Here is a 14,695-nt window from a genome sequence, read left to right as displayed (position 1 = left end):
TGAAAGGAGGAAACTTAAATGGATTCAGTATGGAAGGCATATAAAATATTCGATTACTTGAAGAAAATTGGTGTAATTATAAGTGGTCTCTTCATTCTAGTGATGATGCTCATGATCGTTTATGACGTAGTGATGCGTAATTTGTTTAATAGCTCGATCCGAGGCGGCTTCGAAATAATCCAAAACTATTTAATGCCGCTCGTCGTATTTCCAGGATTAGCTTTTATGTATGCTTCTGGTGTATTACCGAAAATGGATATGCTATTAGAAAAGGTAAATATTAAAGCTCAAAGAATTTTTGTAATAGTGATGATTCTGATTGAGCTATTTATACTTGTACTGATTGTTCAATTTAGTATGGAATATGCCATGAATGGATTAGAAAGAAAAACAGCGTTTCCAGCCGCAGGAACACTTTATCCTTTGTATCCTCTGTTTTTCATCATTCCAATTGCGTTTGTGATGATTATTATTGAAAATATCTTTGTTTTAATTCGAAATTTAATGATTAATGAACCGACATTGGTTATGAAAATTCAGGATAACGGTCCTGAAGAACTACTATAATTCATAAAAGGAATCGATTATATGAGGAAAGTTCACGTCATTACACAAAAAGAGGCAGTAGATGAACAAAAAATCGAGGGCTGTACGGTAGTTGTTCTAGATGTATTTTTGGCTACCTCTACTATCACGTTTCTAATCGACAAAAACTATTGGCCGGTATATGCAGTGGAAAATAGTGAGAGTGGATTACTGCTTTCAATAGAAATAGATGAACCTTATATATTGTTGGGGGAATCTAAAGGGGATGCTATTGAAGGGTTTCTGTACCCAGATCCTTCTTTGCTTGTCCGGACAGAATCGAGGAAAGCGGCAGTTATATGCTCTACAAATGGTACGAGAGCTATTAAAAAAGCCGAGAACGCAAAGAAACTATATATTTCTTCTCTAATCAATGGGCATGTAGTTGCAAATTCTTTACACGACCAAACTGATAATTCATCCATCGTGTTAATTTGTTCAGGAAATGATGATCGGTTCTCGATGGAGGATTTTATCGGTGCAGGGCATATCATTCATCATTTAATGAACAAAGGAGATTATTCGTTATCCGATTCTTCCAAATTAGCTAGAGATGCTTTCAACTATTCTTTATCACAAAATTTCGAGGGATTACTGACTTCAGAGACTGCTAATCTACTAAATTCTTTAGGGTATGAAAAATCCATTGCCTATGTGTTGGATCATTTCGAAAAGATTGACGTGGTTCCTGTCTTGGATGGAAATAAAATTATCGTTCACCCCACAGAAGACATTATTTTTAAAGAAGAGACGGGTTCTAAGATAGGCGAAAGGAGATATCGACATGAGTATTACTAATGAGAAAACGAAGGAAACCATTGATTGGAAAAGATTAGAGAACTATTTAAGAAAATCAATAAATGGACTTCCTAGTGGAGAATTAGAAGTGGAAAAATTTTCAGAAGGCTACTCCAATCTAACCTATTTACTAAAGATTGATAATTGGGAAGGCGTATTAAGACGACCACCTTTTGGGAAGGTGCCCCCAAAAGCGCATGATATGGCAAGAGAATTTAAAATGCTGGAAAAAGTGAACCCTGTTTTTCCTTTGGCTCCAAAACCCTATGTTTTTTGTGAAGATCCAGAGATTATGGATAAGCATTTTTATGTTATGGAGAAAAAGCAAGGGGTAGTTATAGACGACAAGCTTCCAGAGAAGTATGGGGACTCTACGGTAGCGGGACCTCAAATCTCAAAAAATGTAATAAGTACTTTAGTACAATTACAATCCATTAACTATAAAGACGCTGGTTTAGCGGAAATGGGTAAACCTGAAGGATTTTTGGAACGCCAAGTAGCTGGATGGATAAAAAGATATGGAGCGTGTAAAACTGAAGAGATTCCACATCTGGAAGAATTACAAACATGGTTAATTGCAAATTTGCCAGTAAATCCAGAAACGACAATCGTACACAATGATTTTAAGTTAAATAATATGGTCATGGATGCAGAAAATCCATCTAAAACAGCAGGAATACTAGACTGGGAGCTTTCCACAATTGGAGACCCTCTAAGTGATTTAGGTTCAACAGTTGCTTATTGGGGACAGTCAAACGACCCAGATATGGGGATAAATATAATTACCGATCAGCCTGGCTTCTATACAAGAAGAGAGTTCATAGAAGAGTATGCATCTCAAAGCGGTCGAGATGTTTCACAAATTTCCTACTACGTGGCGTTTGGCTTTTATAAATTAGCTGTCATCTTACAGCAGATTCATCATCGTTGGAAAATTGGAGCAATCAGTGACTCACGCTTTGGTGAATTGAACAAGGGAGTTTCTAATTTGATTGACATGTCCAACTTAACGAGAACAAACCAACTTTTCTAGAGGTGAAGAATATTGGATATGAATGCACCTAAGGATTTCCTTTTTGAACCATTTCTAATTGATATAGGTAAAGTAAAAGGGTTTGCAAAAGCTCTAGGACTGGAGACAGAATTTGCAACCCATATAGCAGTTCCACCTACTTACTTCACGGTAATAGATTATTGGAATGACCGTGGTTTCTATCAGATGCTAGAAGAATTTAATATTCCCTCTAATGATGTTTTGCATGGAGAGCAATCTTATGAATATAAAGAAGATGTTTTTGTCGGAGATACGATTTTTGCAAAAGGAAGATTAGTAAATAGCCTTCACAAGAACAACAAAATATTTTATTTTCTAGAAACAGTATATACAAACCAAATGAAAATAGAAGTTGCGATTAGTAGAGCAACTTTAATAGAACTGAAGGTGGATTCGGCATGAAGGAGCTACCTTCTATTCAATTGACAATTGATCACTCCAACCTTGTAAGATACGCAGATGCATCTGGAGATTTCAATGAATTGCATACAGTCCCTCAAAGTGCAATTGAAAGAGGGCATCCAAATGTTGTTGCTCATGGTATGTATATTATGGGTCTGGCAACAAATGCAATCATGCAATGGTTTCCAGACTTTAAATTCACCCAAATAAAAGTTCGTTTCCAATCAGCTGTATATCCAGGCGACGAGCTTACAATCAAGGGACAATGGATTGAAAAAGAAACAAATATCCACGGGGAAATAGAAATAATTAATAACGATGGCCAAATAAAACTAATCGGAAATTTTGAAATGATAAAATCCAAAGTTCAAAATCTAGTAAATTGATTCTAAAACTATGTTTGAGGAGGATAAAGTATGTTTGATAAATTATCACTTCCAGTTATCGTTGCTCCCATGTTTTTAGTATCTAGTGCAGAGTCAGTGATTGCAGCCTGTAAAAGCGGAGTTATTGGATCTATCCCACTATTAAATGCTCGTACATCTGAGGCATGTGAAGCGTGGTTAAAGGAATTGAAGGAGGCACTTCCTACAGAACCATGGGCAGTGAACTTTATTGCACATAAAACAAATAAAAGACATGACACAGATTTAGAATTAATCGAGAAGTATGAACCACCAATTGTCATAGCCTCATTAGGACATCCTGGAGCTGTTACGGAAGCTGTGCATAGATACGGTGGCAAGGTATATAGCGATGTGGCGACACTTAAGCATGCAAAAAAAGCAGCTTCCGCTGGTGTAGATGGGCTGATACTTGTTTGTGCAGGAGCAGGCGGACATGGTGGTATGTTAAATCCTTTTGCTTTTATAGCTGCAGTGAGAGAGTATTGGAATGGCACAATTATTCTTTCTGGAGGAATATCTGAAGGAAAGGATATATTGGCTGCTCAAATTATGGGCGCAGATTTTGCTTATATGGGAACAAGGTTTATAGCCGCTGAGGAAAGTGTTGCACTCCAGGAATATAAGGAAATGTTAGTAGACTCAACAATCGAGGATATTTTATATACTGATTCCTTTAGTGGAGTTCATGCAAATTATTTAATTCCTAGCTTATTAAAAAATAATATTGATCCAAAGGATTTGAAGCCGCGTGAATCTGTAGATTTGTCTCATATGGTGGATGTAAAAGCTTGGCGAGATATTTGGTCAGCGGGGCATGGAGTGACAACTATTAAATCAGTGGAAACAACAGCTAGAATTGTTGAAAGATTGGTACAGGAGTATGAGGAAGCAAAAAAAGAGGTAATAACCTATGCCTAACACGCTCTTGACCAAGATTGAAGATGGCATAATGACTATTACACTTAATCGTCCTGATCAGTTGAATGCCTTTAATGTGGAAATGATGGAAGAGCTTATAAGTGCATATGAATATGCAGATTCCAATAATGATGTTCGAGTCATTATCGTTACAGGAAATGGGAGAGCTTTTTGTGCTGGAATGGACTTAGCATCTGGAGACGATGTATTTGCATCTAACGAACCCGGTGAGTCGTTTAGGGATACTGGTGGAAGAGTAAGTATGGTTGTTCATAACTTAAAAAAACCAGTAATTGCAGCTATTAACGGAGCAGCAGTAGGTATTGGAATTACGATGACGTTACCAATGGACATCCGAATTGTAAAAAAAGATGCCAAAATTGGATTTGTTTTTGGTAGAAGAGGGATTGGACCAGAGGCTGCAAGTGGTTGGTTTTTACCGAAAATTGTTGGCATATCTAAAGCAATTGAGTGGGTTCTTACTGGCAGGATGCTTCCAACTTCAGAGATGTTGGAAGCTGGTCTAGTCCAATATGAAGTGGAGGATCCATACACTAAGGCGTTAGAGATAGCTAGGGATATTGCAGACAATACTTCATCAGTTTCAAACGCATTCTCTCGAAAACTACTATGGAATATGCTTGGTTCTAATCATCCAATGGAATCACATTTGTTGGAATCGAAATTCTTACACTGGGTAGGTGCTTCAAAGGATGCAAAGGAAGGTATTAATTCATTTATGGAGAAAAGACCTGCAAAATTTGAAATGAATGCTCAGGACTTACCAGATTTTTTCGAAGGAGGTAACCATTCATGATAAACATGCAAGTTATTGAATCTATTTGTATTTTGACGATTGATAAAGCGCCAATGAATACTCTGGACAAATTAACAATTACTCAGCTTGAAGATGCGATTAGCAAAATCACAGAGGATTCTTCGGTAAGAACTGTTGTCATTACTGGAGCTGGAGAAAAAGCCTTTGTTGCTGGAGCAGAGATTAGTGAATTCCTAGAATGCGATGCTTTAAGTGGAGAGGAACTTGTGAGGAAGGGTCAACAAGTATTCAAGACACTTGAAAGTTTACCAATCCCAGTTATTGCGGCTATTAACGGATATGCACTAGGGGCAGGCTTAGAATTAGCGCTAGCATGTGATATTCGAATAATAGAGGAGCAAGCACAAGTTGGACTACCTGAAACTGGTTTAGGTCTTATCCCTGGTTATGGAGGGACTCAGAGATTAGCTAGGTTAGTTGGAATTGGGCATGCAAAGGAACTAATCTTTTCAGGTAGATATATAAAAGCGGATGAGGCACTTAAATTAGGAGTGGTAGAGAAGGTTGTAGCAACTGGCACTTCAATGGAATCCGCACTTGCAATGGCAGAGATATTCAAACGAAAAGCTCCTCTTGCAATCGGAGCTGCAAAAAAAGCAATACAAGAGGGCATCGATCTACCTTTAAAGGAAGCTATCGAAATAGAGATTAGTTATTGTGGAAAATTATTTGGATCAGAAGATTTACAAGAAGGTGCAAAAGCATTTTTTGATAGAAGAGAAGCAAATTTCATTGGGAGTTGAGATTATGAAAATTGGGGTTCTTGGTTCAGGAACAATGGGTAATGGAATTGCACAGGCATTGGCATATGCAGGATTGAAGGTTGTACTTTGTGATATAGATCAGCAAAAATTGTCACAAGCATCCGATACAATACACAGGAACTTAACTCGCATATTTAAGAAACAGGAAAAAGACTTATCCGAAATAAATATGGTTATTGATAATATTATATTTACTACGGATAAACAGGTTTTAAGTGATCATGATGTAATTATTGAAGCAATTGTTGAAAATATGGAGGTTAAGAAACGAATTTTTGCAGAATTAGATGCGCTGTGTGAAGAAAAAACAATTATCGCTTCCAATACGTCGGGTCTTAGTATAACAGAGTTGGCGGGTGCTACTAGTAGAGCAGATCGCATAATTGGGATGCATTTCTTTAATCCAGTACCGATCATGAAGCTAGTAGAATTGATAAGAGGTTCTCAAACGACCGATGCTACATATGAGCGAGCGAAAGAGTTAGTTAGCTTAATAGGAAAAGAAAGTATATCAGTATTAGATGCACCTTTATTTATAGTAAATCGAATACTTGTCCCAATGCTAAATGAAGCAATGTTCGTTTATGGCGAGGGGATTGCTACTGCCGAAGATATTGATAAAGGAATGATGCTCGGTGCCAATCATCCAATTGGACCATTAGCGTTAGCGGATTTAATCGGACTAGATACACTGTTATCTGTTGCAGAAACGTTATTTCAAGAGACCGGTGATTCAAAATATAGAGTGCCGCCAATTCTTAAGAAACAAGTGCGAGCGGGTAATCTAGGACGTAAGAGTGGTAAAGGTTTTTATGATTATAAATAAAATAGACTGGGATTAATACTCAAACGTATCTCATCTACTCAGTAGATTGAAATGCGTTTTTTTATGGTAGAAAATAAGCGGTGAGTAGGATAGTTAAACTACACTCTTCTTAGTATACTTAAAATTCATCACAACTCGAAGGAGATTAATAGCATGACAGGAAACACTCACATCATCGGCGGTCTTGCAGCAAGTCTTGCTGTTGCTCAGGTTACCAACTATGAACCAATTCTATTAGTAGGTGCTGGAGTAGTTGGCGCACTTATACCTGATATATGCCATGGAGGCAGTAAAATTGGGCGTACATTTAAAATATTATCGAAAGTGATTAACACCCTTTTTGGACATCGATCGTTCACCCACAGTTTGCTATTCTTAGGATTGATAGCCATTCTTTTAACGTCTTTTGTAGACAATAAATCAATAGTTATCGGAATTTTAGTAGGTATTGTCAGTCATCTACTATTGGATATGGCAACTAAAAATGGCATCAAGCTATTGTTTCCAATAAAAATAACTGTCCGTTTTCCAATCACTACACGAACTGGTGGAACAGCTGAGTATTTAGTATTTGCGGCATTATCGGTTCTTACTGTGTATTTTGGTTATGGTGTCTTTGGGAAATATCTATAGAAATATATTTTCAATGAAAAAAAGGCTTTCTCCATCTGTTTTGGGGGAAAACAGTGGAGGAAGCCTAATTTATATATTTAGTTATTGCACTCTTGCGAACCCAAATCCAGAAGCATAGTCGTCACCTGTTGTTGCGCCAATGCCACCTTTTATATCCACTGCTTTTGCACGACTTTGTAAATTTGTACGAAGTTGTGTATGGGACCAAGTAGGATTTTGAGACCAAATTTTTGCTGCAAGTCCAGCTACATGCGGAGTTGCCATAGACGTCCCGCTAATTGTGTTGTATCCACCATTATTCCAAGTAGAATAGATTGCAGCTCCAGGAGCGGAAATTTCAACATCACCTTGTTGGATTACATAATCTCCGTCTGTAGAGCTATAGCCGCGAGATGAAAAGTCCGCAACACGATATGTCCCGTTTTGCTGACGGTTTTCTAGTGCTGCTACTGCTATTGCATTTACTAATGCACCAGGGTATCCGATAGATCCTTGTGCAGGACCTGAATTACCTGCAGCAGCGACAATTAATACGCCTTTGCCATATGCGTAATTTACTGCGCTTGTTATTAAACTATCACTAGCAGCAGAGCCAAGTGACATATTAATAACCGTTTTTGTTCCAGTAGCTACTGCCTGGTCAGCTACATGTCTAATTGCTCCAGCGATATCATCTGAATAACCAGAGCCATTATCTCCTAGAACCTTATAAGCCCATAGATCCGCATCTGGTGCTACTCCATAAACCCCAGCTCCATCACTTCCGCCGTCTGCAAGAGCAGATCCAGCTACGTGTGTACCGTGTCCGTTTGCATCATTACAACTATTGTCTACAATTGGAGTAGAAGCAGAGGTAAAGTTTTTACATTGTTCTACGGTATTAGTTAAGTCATAATGATTGATATTAACCCCTGTATCCAGTACAGCTATATTAATACCTGATCCTCCAGAAGTAGTAGTTAGGTTTGAGTTATTATAGATAGCTTTTATGCCCCAAGGCGTTTGATGTGTTGGGTATTCTCCTGCCATCGTTTCAAATTCTGTGGAACGTACATCTGCTTCAAGTGAAACTTTGTCAACCTTTGTTACCGTAACGTTTTTATTTTTTTGGAGTGCATCAAACTGTTTTTGATTCATATTAGTAGAAAATCCGTTCTCCGTTAATTCCCATCGTGTTTGGTATTGATTTTTTAAGTTATTTTTTGTAGATTTAGAATTACTCTCTACATAAACGCGAAATGTCTCCGTTCCATTTACAGCATCCACTGAATCGGAAGAGGTTGCGCCTGCGAATGAGCTGCCTTGCATTGGTACAGTTAGTGAACCGATTAATGCTACACTTAATAATAACGATTTTACTTTGTTCATTTCTCCAAAACTCCTTTTCGATTTGTATTTGCAGTACAACTTAAAATTAGCATAGTTTAATAGTTTTGTTTATTGGGAAAATTTCAACTATTATAAAATCAATAGAAAACACTCAGAAGGAATGTGATTGCATGAAAATAGGTCCTTTGATCAAATATCATCGAACGAAGCAAAAAATGACCCAAGGAAAGCTATGCGAGGGTATTTGTTCGATTACCCATCTAAGTAAAATTGAGAATAATACACGAGAAGGAAACTCTGAAACTATCCAATTGTTGCTAGAGCGTTTGGAGGTAAATATTAGTGAAGTAGAAAATGGCGAACGTAATATTCGACATTTACTCGATGAATTTGTATCTCATTTGCAATATTATGAATTGGAAAAGTTGCCACCTGCTTATGAACAATTAGAAAATTATAAGGAATTTATTGTGTTTACTGACTATATGTACTTATATGAGCTATATAAGCTGAGATACTTTTTGTCTTTAAATGAGATAAAGCCAGCGGAGGAACAATTCAAGTGGTTACAGACACAGAAACAAAATTTTTCCCAACATGAGAACTATTTACTTTCTTACTTCCATTCGATATTTTTAGTATTAAGAGGTAAATATTATGAAGCGGATAAGAACTTAATGGAGATCATTCAAAAAAATATTAGTTTGGGTATTTTTGAAGGGGAGGTTCTTTATCATATCGCGGTTGTAAAAGGTCATATGGCAGAACCCAATCAAGCCATTGTCTATGGAGAAAAAGCTTTAGAATACTTCAAGGAGCAAATTAATTTTAGAAGAATTTTATACACGCTTTTATCGCTTTCTATGAATTATTCACGGGTAAAAGTGTATGATAAAGCACTTGAAACTTATGGACATTTGTTAAGAAATGCTGAAATTTTTAACTATAGCTCTTTACTTCCTCAGGTTTATCATAATATTGGGGATTTACATTATATAATGGGCAATTACTCTATCGCGCGGGCGTACTTTAAAAAAAGCCTGACAAAAATGCCGAGGGACTCAGAGGATTTTCTACTATGTGTGTTCAACCTTGGACAAACAGAATACCAATTAAAAAATTGGGATACGAGCAGAGGGAATTTTGAGTTATTGAAAGAGGAAGCTACTAAAATGAAAGCACACCATTACGGTATGTATGCTACTTTTTATTTATTGCTTATAGATAAAACTAAGGAAAAAGCGATGGCCTATTTAGAAGGGAAATTATTGCCGTATACGTCTAGCAACGGACGTTGTGCAGATGCACATAAACTTTTTTCTAATATACTTTCTGATTATTACAAGGAAGAAGGCAAATTTGATAAAGCAGTTCAATTTCAGATTTAAGGAGGTGAATATGCATGAAGAAGACTCTATTGATTTTGGCACTTATTGTAGTTTCTATTTCTATCAATCTTAACGTAGACAATGTACAATCTGCAGCAACTAGTAAATCATCAGATAGTTTATCACTACCTATTCATCCTCCTATTATTTAAATATAGGGTTACCTTTTTACCGGTACTGAGTTAGTTGAACTCAGTACCGGTATTTTTTTTGTTTTTAGAGAAAAGTGAATTTTCTCATATTGACTATCAGTCTAGTGAAATGGGATAGTAGAGAGAACCACAAATAAGGGGGCTTTAAATATGAGAAATGCATTAGTTTTAGGTGGAACAAGATTTTTTGGTGTCCAACTAGTTGAGTCATTATTAAAACAGGGGTTTAATGTAACTGTTGCATCACGCGGAAATGTAGAGGATCCGTTTGGAGATAAAGTGAATCGTGTCAAGGTAGACCGTCTTAATGTTGGTGAAATGCAAAAGAATTTTGGAGCAACCAATTGGGATATCGTATTCGATCAAATTTGTTATTCCTCTCAGGAAGCAATCGATTCTATAGACGTTTTTACTGGAAAAACTAAAAAATATGTGTTTACATCATCCAAATCAGTTTATGAACAAGGTGGGGGAGATAAAGGATTTGCTGAAGAGGATTTTAATCCATTTGAATACGAATTAAAAATAGGACCAAAAGAAGATTTTACTTACGGCGAAGGAAAAAGACAGGCAGAAGCGGCATTCTTTCAGCGTGCATCTTTTCCAGTAGTTGCTGTAAGATTTCCAATCGTCATTGGCATAAATGATTATACGGAGAGACTCAATTATTATATTCAAAAAGTTAGAAATGAAGAGGAAGTACATTTGGTCAACCTAGAGGCTGCGATGGATTATATATCCGAAGAAGAGGCTGGGGATTTCTTGGCATGGGTTGGACAATCTGATTTTGAGGGTCCAATTAATGCGAAATCAGATGGTAACGTAACAATGGGAGAACTGATTGAATATATAGAAGAAAAAACTGGAAAACCGGCGAAGGTAGTTGCAACGACCGAGAAAGAAAGCGGATCTCCGTATAATATTTCAGAAACTTGGTTGATTAGCAATGAAAATGCTAAACAGCAAGGGTATGAGTTTAGAAATTTAAAGGAGTATTTGCCTGGGTTGATAGGTGAATCGCTAACTAAAATGAATGAGAATTAAAGTTTTACTTGGGGGAGGGTTTTAGGTTGAAAGCTATTATTGGGGTTTCGTCAAATGTGAAAGAGGATTTGCTGTCCGTTCCGATGAGTAATATACGAGCAATCAAGCAGTTCGGAGGTATTCCGCTTGTGCTGCCAAATCTAGTTGGAGAGGAAATAGAACAGATTGCAGAAACAATCGATGGGCTATTATTAACTGGCGGCGGAGATATTGATCCAACTTTGTTTGATGAAGAGCCATTGCCAGGACTAGGGAATATTGTGCCCGAACGGGATGAGTTTGAAATGGCACTTATTCAAAAGATGTTGGAGCTAGGTAAGCCGATTTTAGGAATTTGCCGCGGTGCCCAGATTATGAGTATTGCGGTGGGCGGGGATATGTATCAGGATATATATTCGCAAAAAGGAGGGTCATTATTACAGCATGACCAGCAAGCTCCCAATTGGCATGGCTCTCATTTTGTTGAAGTAACAGCAGGGTCTTTGCTACACAAAATTGTCGGTGTGGATAAATTTAAAGTGAATAGCTACCATCATCAGGCGCTGCGAAATATGCCAGATGGCTTTATCGTTAGTGGGGTTGCAAGTGATGGCGTTATTGAATCGTTTGAAAGTACAAAGCATCCATTTGTAATGGGCGTTCAGTGGCATCCGGAAAGCTTATTACCTAAAGGTGATGCGAGTTCCCTTGCGATATTTGAAGCTTTTATGAATGCTTGTAAGAAATAATATTTGTCTAGCTGGCGCATTTCTCTTAAACGACTGTCATGGCAGTCGTTTTTTATTATTGTCCTTTTTAACAAAAAAATGTGATTCATGAAATGTTTTTTCTGGGGAAAGCTAAATGAATCATGAAAAAGGAGGAATTGGGCTTTGATAATCTGGCTGAGACGAGGATTTTCAATTTGTTTGCTTTCTTTTTTGATCTCTACTAGTGTTTCGGCAGCGGAGAAAGAACCGACACGAGAACAGATTTTGGAAATGCGCATGGATTACTATATAAAGTATTCGAGCGAGATGCTACCGTGGTATTACTTGGCGGCAATTGACCAATATGAACGTAATCTGCAAGAGGTTCGAAGTGATCTCCCGAAACGAGATGGAGTTGTGGCTTTTCAATTTTCTGATGACATTTGGGTTGGTTTATTGAATCCGATAAGAGATGATCGGGATAGCACATCAATCATTTTCTTTGATGGTAGAGGACTTGATGGGAATAATGACGGCTTCGCTGACCTTAAACAGGATGATGACGTAATGTTTACGTTAACTAATTACTTGACTGAACGCATCGTAACAGAAGGGGATTTTGAAAAGACGCTGAAGGAATATTACAAAAGAGATGAAGCAGTTAAGCAGATCATGACGAACGCTAAAATTTATAAGCATTTTAATACGGTTGACCTTGATGGACGTGCATTTCCACTGGCTCTTCAGCATAATTACAGTTACCGAAGTACTTGGGGAGACAGCCGTGGCTGGGGTGGACGACGAATGCATGAAGGTACCGATTTATTTGCTTCTTATGGTGTCCCAGTGAAGTCTACAACTTATGGAATTGTCGAAACAAAGGGCTGGAACGACTATGGTGGTTGGCGTGTAGGGATTCGCGATGTGAATAATACGTATCATTATTACGCCCACTTATCGGGTTATACGAAGGAGTTAAAAGAAGGGGATATTTTAGAACCGGGTACTGTTATCGGCTACGTCGGTAGTTCCGGTTATGGTCGCGAGGGAACCTCCGGGAAATTCCCGCCACATCTGCACTACGGAATGTATAAATTTAACGGACGCATAGAGTGGGCTTACGATCCGTTTCCTTTATTGAAGCGTTGGGAGAAGCAGGAAAAACAAGCAAAAAAGAATCCAGCAGCAAGTTAGTTGCTGGATTTACTTACTTATAAATGTAACAGTTAGCCAATAAAAATGAAGCATCACCACACTTACATATAGCAAAACTGCTGAGCTTAATAAAAACAAAATGAATCGGTTCATTTCTAATTTAGTTATAATAACGATTAATAAAACGGGAAGAGCAATTTTTATTAAATAAAAACCAGAAACACTCATTTCATATATTCTTCGCATAATTGGATTAGATTCTGTTATAAATTGATTTTTAATACCGAAATCGGTAAATAGAGCATCAAAAGTAGCGAGTACTAATAGGATGATTCCAAAACTAATTAGCTTATAACGAGCTAGTGTAGAAGAAATTTGCAAACAGCGTACTCCTTTCATTTATGTTTTAGTATGTGATCAAAGGGAAGAATTATATTCTTGATTTTTCAAAATAGATTACAATGTAGTTAGTAGGGAAAGGGTGTGCCAAATTGAAAAATATTCCGTTTATATGTTCTTGGAGTGGTGGGAAGGATTCTGCAATGGCTTATTACCGGGCTATAAAAATGGGGATGAATCCGAAAAAGCTGCTGACAATGTTTGAAGAGGATGGAGACATTTCTAAATCTCATGCTCTTCCTCTAGAAGTCGTGGCAGCGCAGGCTGAACGCTTAGGAGTACCTTTATTAATAAAAGAAGCTAGTTGGAATTCTTATGAGGGGCAGTTTATAAATGCTATGGATGAATGCCGAGCTCAAGGAATTACTCATGGTGTATTTGGAGACATTGATCTAGAGGGGCATTTAGAGTGGGTACAAAATACATGTGCAAAATCGGATATTGTTGCCGTGCACCCATTTTGGCAGGAGCCCCGTCGCAAAATTATACAGGACTTGATAAACTCTGGATTTGAAGCTTGGATTATAGTTGTAAATACGACAATGATGCCTGCAGAATTTGTTGGAAGAAAGTTTTCGAAAGAGATAATCCTTGAATTAGAGGCTTTAGGAATTGATGCTTGTGGTGAAAATGGAGAATTTCATACGGTTGTTGTGGACGGGCCAATCTTTACAAGTCGGGTACCTATAAAAATAGAGCAGGCCATTGTAAGAGGCGACTATGTGTTCTCACCGGTAAAAATCGATAAAAAAAGTTAATTTCTTTTTGATTATTAAATAAGAAAAAGGGTAATGTAAAAAGAAGATACATAATTTTTTGAAATGGTGGAGAATCGAAATGACGAAAATGAATAGAGGAATTATAACTGCCCTTTCAGCAATCGGTCTAGCTCAGGGCTTGAAGGTATTAACGCATAAAAAGCTAACGGGTAAATGGGATGTAAAGCAGGCATTTACGACTGGTGGAATGCCAAGTTCTCACTCAGCAGGCGTTGCAGCATTGGCGTCATACGTTGCTACAAACAAGGGGACCCGTCATACAGAAACGGCGCTAGCGGTTGTATTCGGAGTAATTGTTATGTATGATGCACAAGGTATTCGCAGACATACAGGTGAGATTGCACAATTAGTAAATGATTTGGAAGATAACATTGCGGCCCTTTCAGGAAATTTCCCAAGTTTTGAATACGTTCAACGAGAAATCGAATTAAAAGAGCTACTTGGTCATCAGCCGGTAGAAGTTATGGCTGGTGCGTTATTAGGGACAGCTTTTGGGGTATTATGTGCAAAGTTGGAAGATTGAGCAAACGAAAAT

Annotated in this window: 19 protein-coding genes; 17 read left to right on the top strand and 2 right to left on the bottom strand. The window is 37.6% G+C overall.

Annotated elements, in window-relative coordinates; all coding sequences use genetic code 11:
* Positions 1 to 18 precede the first annotated feature (18 nt).
* From ACIQX2_RS02840 to ACIQX2_RS02795, 10 genes are all read left to right on the top strand, one after another.
* Positions 19 to 567, top strand: coding sequence for a TRAP transporter small permease (locus ACIQX2_RS02840; RefSeq protein ID WP_402846742.1), 549 nt, complete (start codon positions 19 to 21; stop codon positions 565 to 567).
* A 21-nt stretch (positions 568 to 588) separates the two neighbouring features.
* On the top strand, positions 589 to 1,383 hold the full coding sequence (locus ACIQX2_RS02835) for a 2-phosphosulfolactate phosphatase (protein ID WP_402846741.1): 795 nt from the start codon (positions 589 to 591) through the stop codon (positions 1,381 to 1,383).
* Positions 1,370 to 2,416 (top strand): phosphotransferase family protein, encoded by a 1,047-nt coding sequence (locus tag ACIQX2_RS02830; protein WP_402846739.1) that lies wholly within the window; start codon positions 1,370 to 1,372, stop codon positions 2,414 to 2,416. Before ACIQX2_RS02835 ends, ACIQX2_RS02830 begins: the two co-directional genes overlap by 14 nt.
* An 18-nt stretch (positions 2,417 to 2,434) precedes the next feature.
* Entirely contained in the window at positions 2,435 to 2,839 is a 405-nt protein-coding gene (locus tag ACIQX2_RS02825; protein WP_402847478.1) for an FAS1-like dehydratase domain-containing protein, read from the top strand.
* A complete protein-coding gene (locus ACIQX2_RS02820) occupies positions 2,836 to 3,225 on the top strand; it encodes a MaoC/PaaZ C-terminal domain-containing protein (RefSeq protein WP_402846738.1) in 390 nt (129 codons plus the stop codon). Before ACIQX2_RS02825 ends, ACIQX2_RS02820 begins: the two co-directional genes overlap by 4 nt.
* A 30-nt stretch (positions 3,226 to 3,255) precedes the next feature.
* Entirely contained in the window at positions 3,256 to 4,164 is a 909-nt protein-coding gene (locus tag ACIQX2_RS02815) for an NAD(P)H-dependent flavin oxidoreductase (protein WP_402846736.1), read from the top strand.
* Positions 4,157 to 4,981 carry an enoyl-CoA hydratase-related protein gene (locus ACIQX2_RS02810; RefSeq protein ID WP_402846734.1) on the top strand — a complete coding sequence of 275 codons (825 nt, stop codon included), beginning with the start codon at positions 4,157 to 4,159 and terminating at the stop codon, positions 4,979 to 4,981. Before ACIQX2_RS02815 ends, ACIQX2_RS02810 begins: the two co-directional genes overlap by 8 nt.
* The gene (locus ACIQX2_RS02805) at positions 4,978 to 5,745 is read left to right on the top strand and encodes an enoyl-CoA hydratase/isomerase family protein (RefSeq protein ID WP_402846732.1); all 768 of its coding nucleotides are present in this window, start codon (positions 4,978 to 4,980) and stop codon (positions 5,743 to 5,745) included. The genes ACIQX2_RS02810 and ACIQX2_RS02805 overlap by 4 nt, the downstream gene beginning before the upstream one ends.
* A 4-nt stretch (positions 5,746 to 5,749) precedes the next feature.
* A complete protein-coding gene (locus ACIQX2_RS02800) occupies positions 5,750 to 6,592 on the top strand; it encodes a 3-hydroxyacyl-CoA dehydrogenase NAD-binding domain-containing protein (protein WP_402846730.1) in 843 nt (280 codons plus the stop codon).
* Between the two features lie 153 nt (positions 6,593 to 6,745).
* Positions 6,746 to 7,225: a metal-dependent hydrolase gene (locus ACIQX2_RS02795; protein ID WP_402846729.1), complete on the top strand. Its 480-nt coding sequence runs from the start codon at positions 6,746 to 6,748 to the stop codon at positions 7,223 to 7,225.
* An 81-nt stretch (positions 7,226 to 7,306) separates the two neighbouring features.
* On the opposite strand, the gene ACIQX2_RS02790 is transcribed toward ACIQX2_RS02795, so the two are convergent.
* Positions 7,307 to 8,593: a S8 family peptidase gene (locus tag ACIQX2_RS02790; RefSeq protein ID WP_402846727.1), complete on the bottom strand. Its 1,287-nt coding sequence runs from the start codon at positions 8,591 to 8,593 to the stop codon at positions 7,307 to 7,309.
* Between the two features lie 131 nt (positions 8,594 to 8,724).
* On the opposite strand from ACIQX2_RS02790, the gene ACIQX2_RS02785 reads away from it, so the two are divergent.
* The 5 genes from ACIQX2_RS02785 (at position 8,725) to ACIQX2_RS02765 (ending at position 13,021) form a co-directional block, all read left to right on the top strand.
* Positions 8,725 to 9,942, top strand: coding sequence for a tetratricopeptide repeat protein (locus tag ACIQX2_RS02785; RefSeq protein ID WP_402846726.1), 1,218 nt, complete (start codon positions 8,725 to 8,727; stop codon positions 9,940 to 9,942).
* 14 nt (positions 9,943 to 9,956) lie between these two features.
* Positions 9,957 to 10,094, top strand: coding sequence for a hypothetical protein (locus tag ACIQX2_RS02780; protein WP_402846724.1), 138 nt, complete (start codon positions 9,957 to 9,959; stop codon positions 10,092 to 10,094).
* A gap of 150 nt (positions 10,095 to 10,244) precedes the next feature.
* Positions 10,245 to 11,138, top strand: coding sequence for an NAD-dependent epimerase/dehydratase family protein (locus ACIQX2_RS02775; RefSeq protein WP_402846722.1), 894 nt, complete (start codon positions 10,245 to 10,247; stop codon positions 11,136 to 11,138).
* A gap of 26 nt (positions 11,139 to 11,164) precedes the next feature.
* Positions 11,165 to 11,866 (top strand): gamma-glutamyl-gamma-aminobutyrate hydrolase family protein, encoded by a 702-nt coding sequence (locus ACIQX2_RS02770; protein ID WP_402846720.1) that lies wholly within the window; start codon positions 11,165 to 11,167, stop codon positions 11,864 to 11,866.
* Between the two features lie 144 nt (positions 11,867 to 12,010).
* The gene (locus ACIQX2_RS02765) at positions 12,011 to 13,021 is read left to right on the top strand and encodes a M23 family metallopeptidase (RefSeq protein ID WP_402846719.1); all 1,011 of its coding nucleotides are present in this window, start codon (positions 12,011 to 12,013) and stop codon (positions 13,019 to 13,021) included.
* 9 nt (positions 13,022 to 13,030) lie between these two features.
* On the opposite strand, the gene ACIQX2_RS02760 is transcribed toward ACIQX2_RS02765, so the two are convergent.
* A complete protein-coding gene (locus tag ACIQX2_RS02760; RefSeq protein ID WP_402846717.1) occupies positions 13,031 to 13,363 on the bottom strand; it encodes a DUF5658 family protein in 333 nt (110 codons plus the stop codon).
* A gap of 110 nt (positions 13,364 to 13,473) precedes the next feature.
* On the opposite strand from ACIQX2_RS02760, the gene ACIQX2_RS02755 reads away from it, so the two are divergent.
* A complete protein-coding gene (locus ACIQX2_RS02755; protein WP_402846714.1) occupies positions 13,474 to 14,139 on the top strand; it encodes a Dph6-related ATP pyrophosphatase in 666 nt (221 codons plus the stop codon).
* 79 nt (positions 14,140 to 14,218) lie between these two features.
* Positions 14,219 to 14,683 carry a divergent PAP2 family protein gene (locus tag ACIQX2_RS02750; protein ID WP_402846712.1) on the top strand — a complete coding sequence of 155 codons (465 nt, stop codon included), beginning with the start codon at positions 14,219 to 14,221 and terminating at the stop codon, positions 14,681 to 14,683.
* Positions 14,684 to 14,695: the final 12 nt, after the last annotated feature.

Source organism: Psychrobacillus sp. NPDC096623, assembly GCF_044762655.1.
Taxonomy (GTDB): Bacteria; Bacillota; Bacilli; order Bacillales_A; family Planococcaceae; genus Psychrobacillus.
The sequence above is the reverse complement of the archived record's forward strand: the minus strand, read 5'-3'. Positions and strand labels throughout refer to the sequence as shown.

Coding starts and splice junctions, on each gene's coding strand:
- ACIQX2_RS02840 (WP_402846742.1), top strand. CDS start 19: ATGGATTCAGTATGGAAGGCATATAAAATATTCGATTACTTGAAGAAA.
- ACIQX2_RS02835 (WP_402846741.1), top strand. CDS start 589: ATGAGGAAAGTTCACGTCATTACACAAAAAGAGGCAGTAGATGAACAA.
- ACIQX2_RS02830 (WP_402846739.1), top strand. CDS start 1,370: ATGAGTATTACTAATGAGAAAACGAAGGAAACCATTGATTGGAAAAGA.
- ACIQX2_RS02825 (WP_402847478.1), top strand. CDS start 2,435: ATGAATGCACCTAAGGATTTCCTTTTTGAACCATTTCTAATTGATATA.
- ACIQX2_RS02820 (WP_402846738.1), top strand. CDS start 2,836: ATGAAGGAGCTACCTTCTATTCAATTGACAATTGATCACTCCAACCTT.
- ACIQX2_RS02815 (WP_402846736.1), top strand. CDS start 3,256: ATGTTTGATAAATTATCACTTCCAGTTATCGTTGCTCCCATGTTTTTA.
- ACIQX2_RS02810 (WP_402846734.1), top strand. CDS start 4,157: ATGCCTAACACGCTCTTGACCAAGATTGAAGATGGCATAATGACTATT.
- ACIQX2_RS02805 (WP_402846732.1), top strand. CDS start 4,978: ATGATAAACATGCAAGTTATTGAATCTATTTGTATTTTGACGATTGAT.
- ACIQX2_RS02800 (WP_402846730.1), top strand. CDS start 5,750: ATGAAAATTGGGGTTCTTGGTTCAGGAACAATGGGTAATGGAATTGCA.
- ACIQX2_RS02795 (WP_402846729.1), top strand. CDS start 6,746: ATGACAGGAAACACTCACATCATCGGCGGTCTTGCAGCAAGTCTTGCT.
- ACIQX2_RS02790 (WP_402846727.1), bottom strand. CDS start 8,593: ATGAACAAAGTAAAATCGTTATTATTAAGTGTAGCATTAATCGGTTCA.
- ACIQX2_RS02785 (WP_402846726.1), top strand. CDS start 8,725: ATGAAAATAGGTCCTTTGATCAAATATCATCGAACGAAGCAAAAAATG.
- ACIQX2_RS02780 (WP_402846724.1), top strand. CDS start 9,957: ATGAAGAAGACTCTATTGATTTTGGCACTTATTGTAGTTTCTATTTCT.
- ACIQX2_RS02775 (WP_402846722.1), top strand. CDS start 10,245: ATGAGAAATGCATTAGTTTTAGGTGGAACAAGATTTTTTGGTGTCCAA.
- ACIQX2_RS02750 (WP_402846712.1), top strand. CDS start 14,219: ATGACGAAAATGAATAGAGGAATTATAACTGCCCTTTCAGCAATCGGT.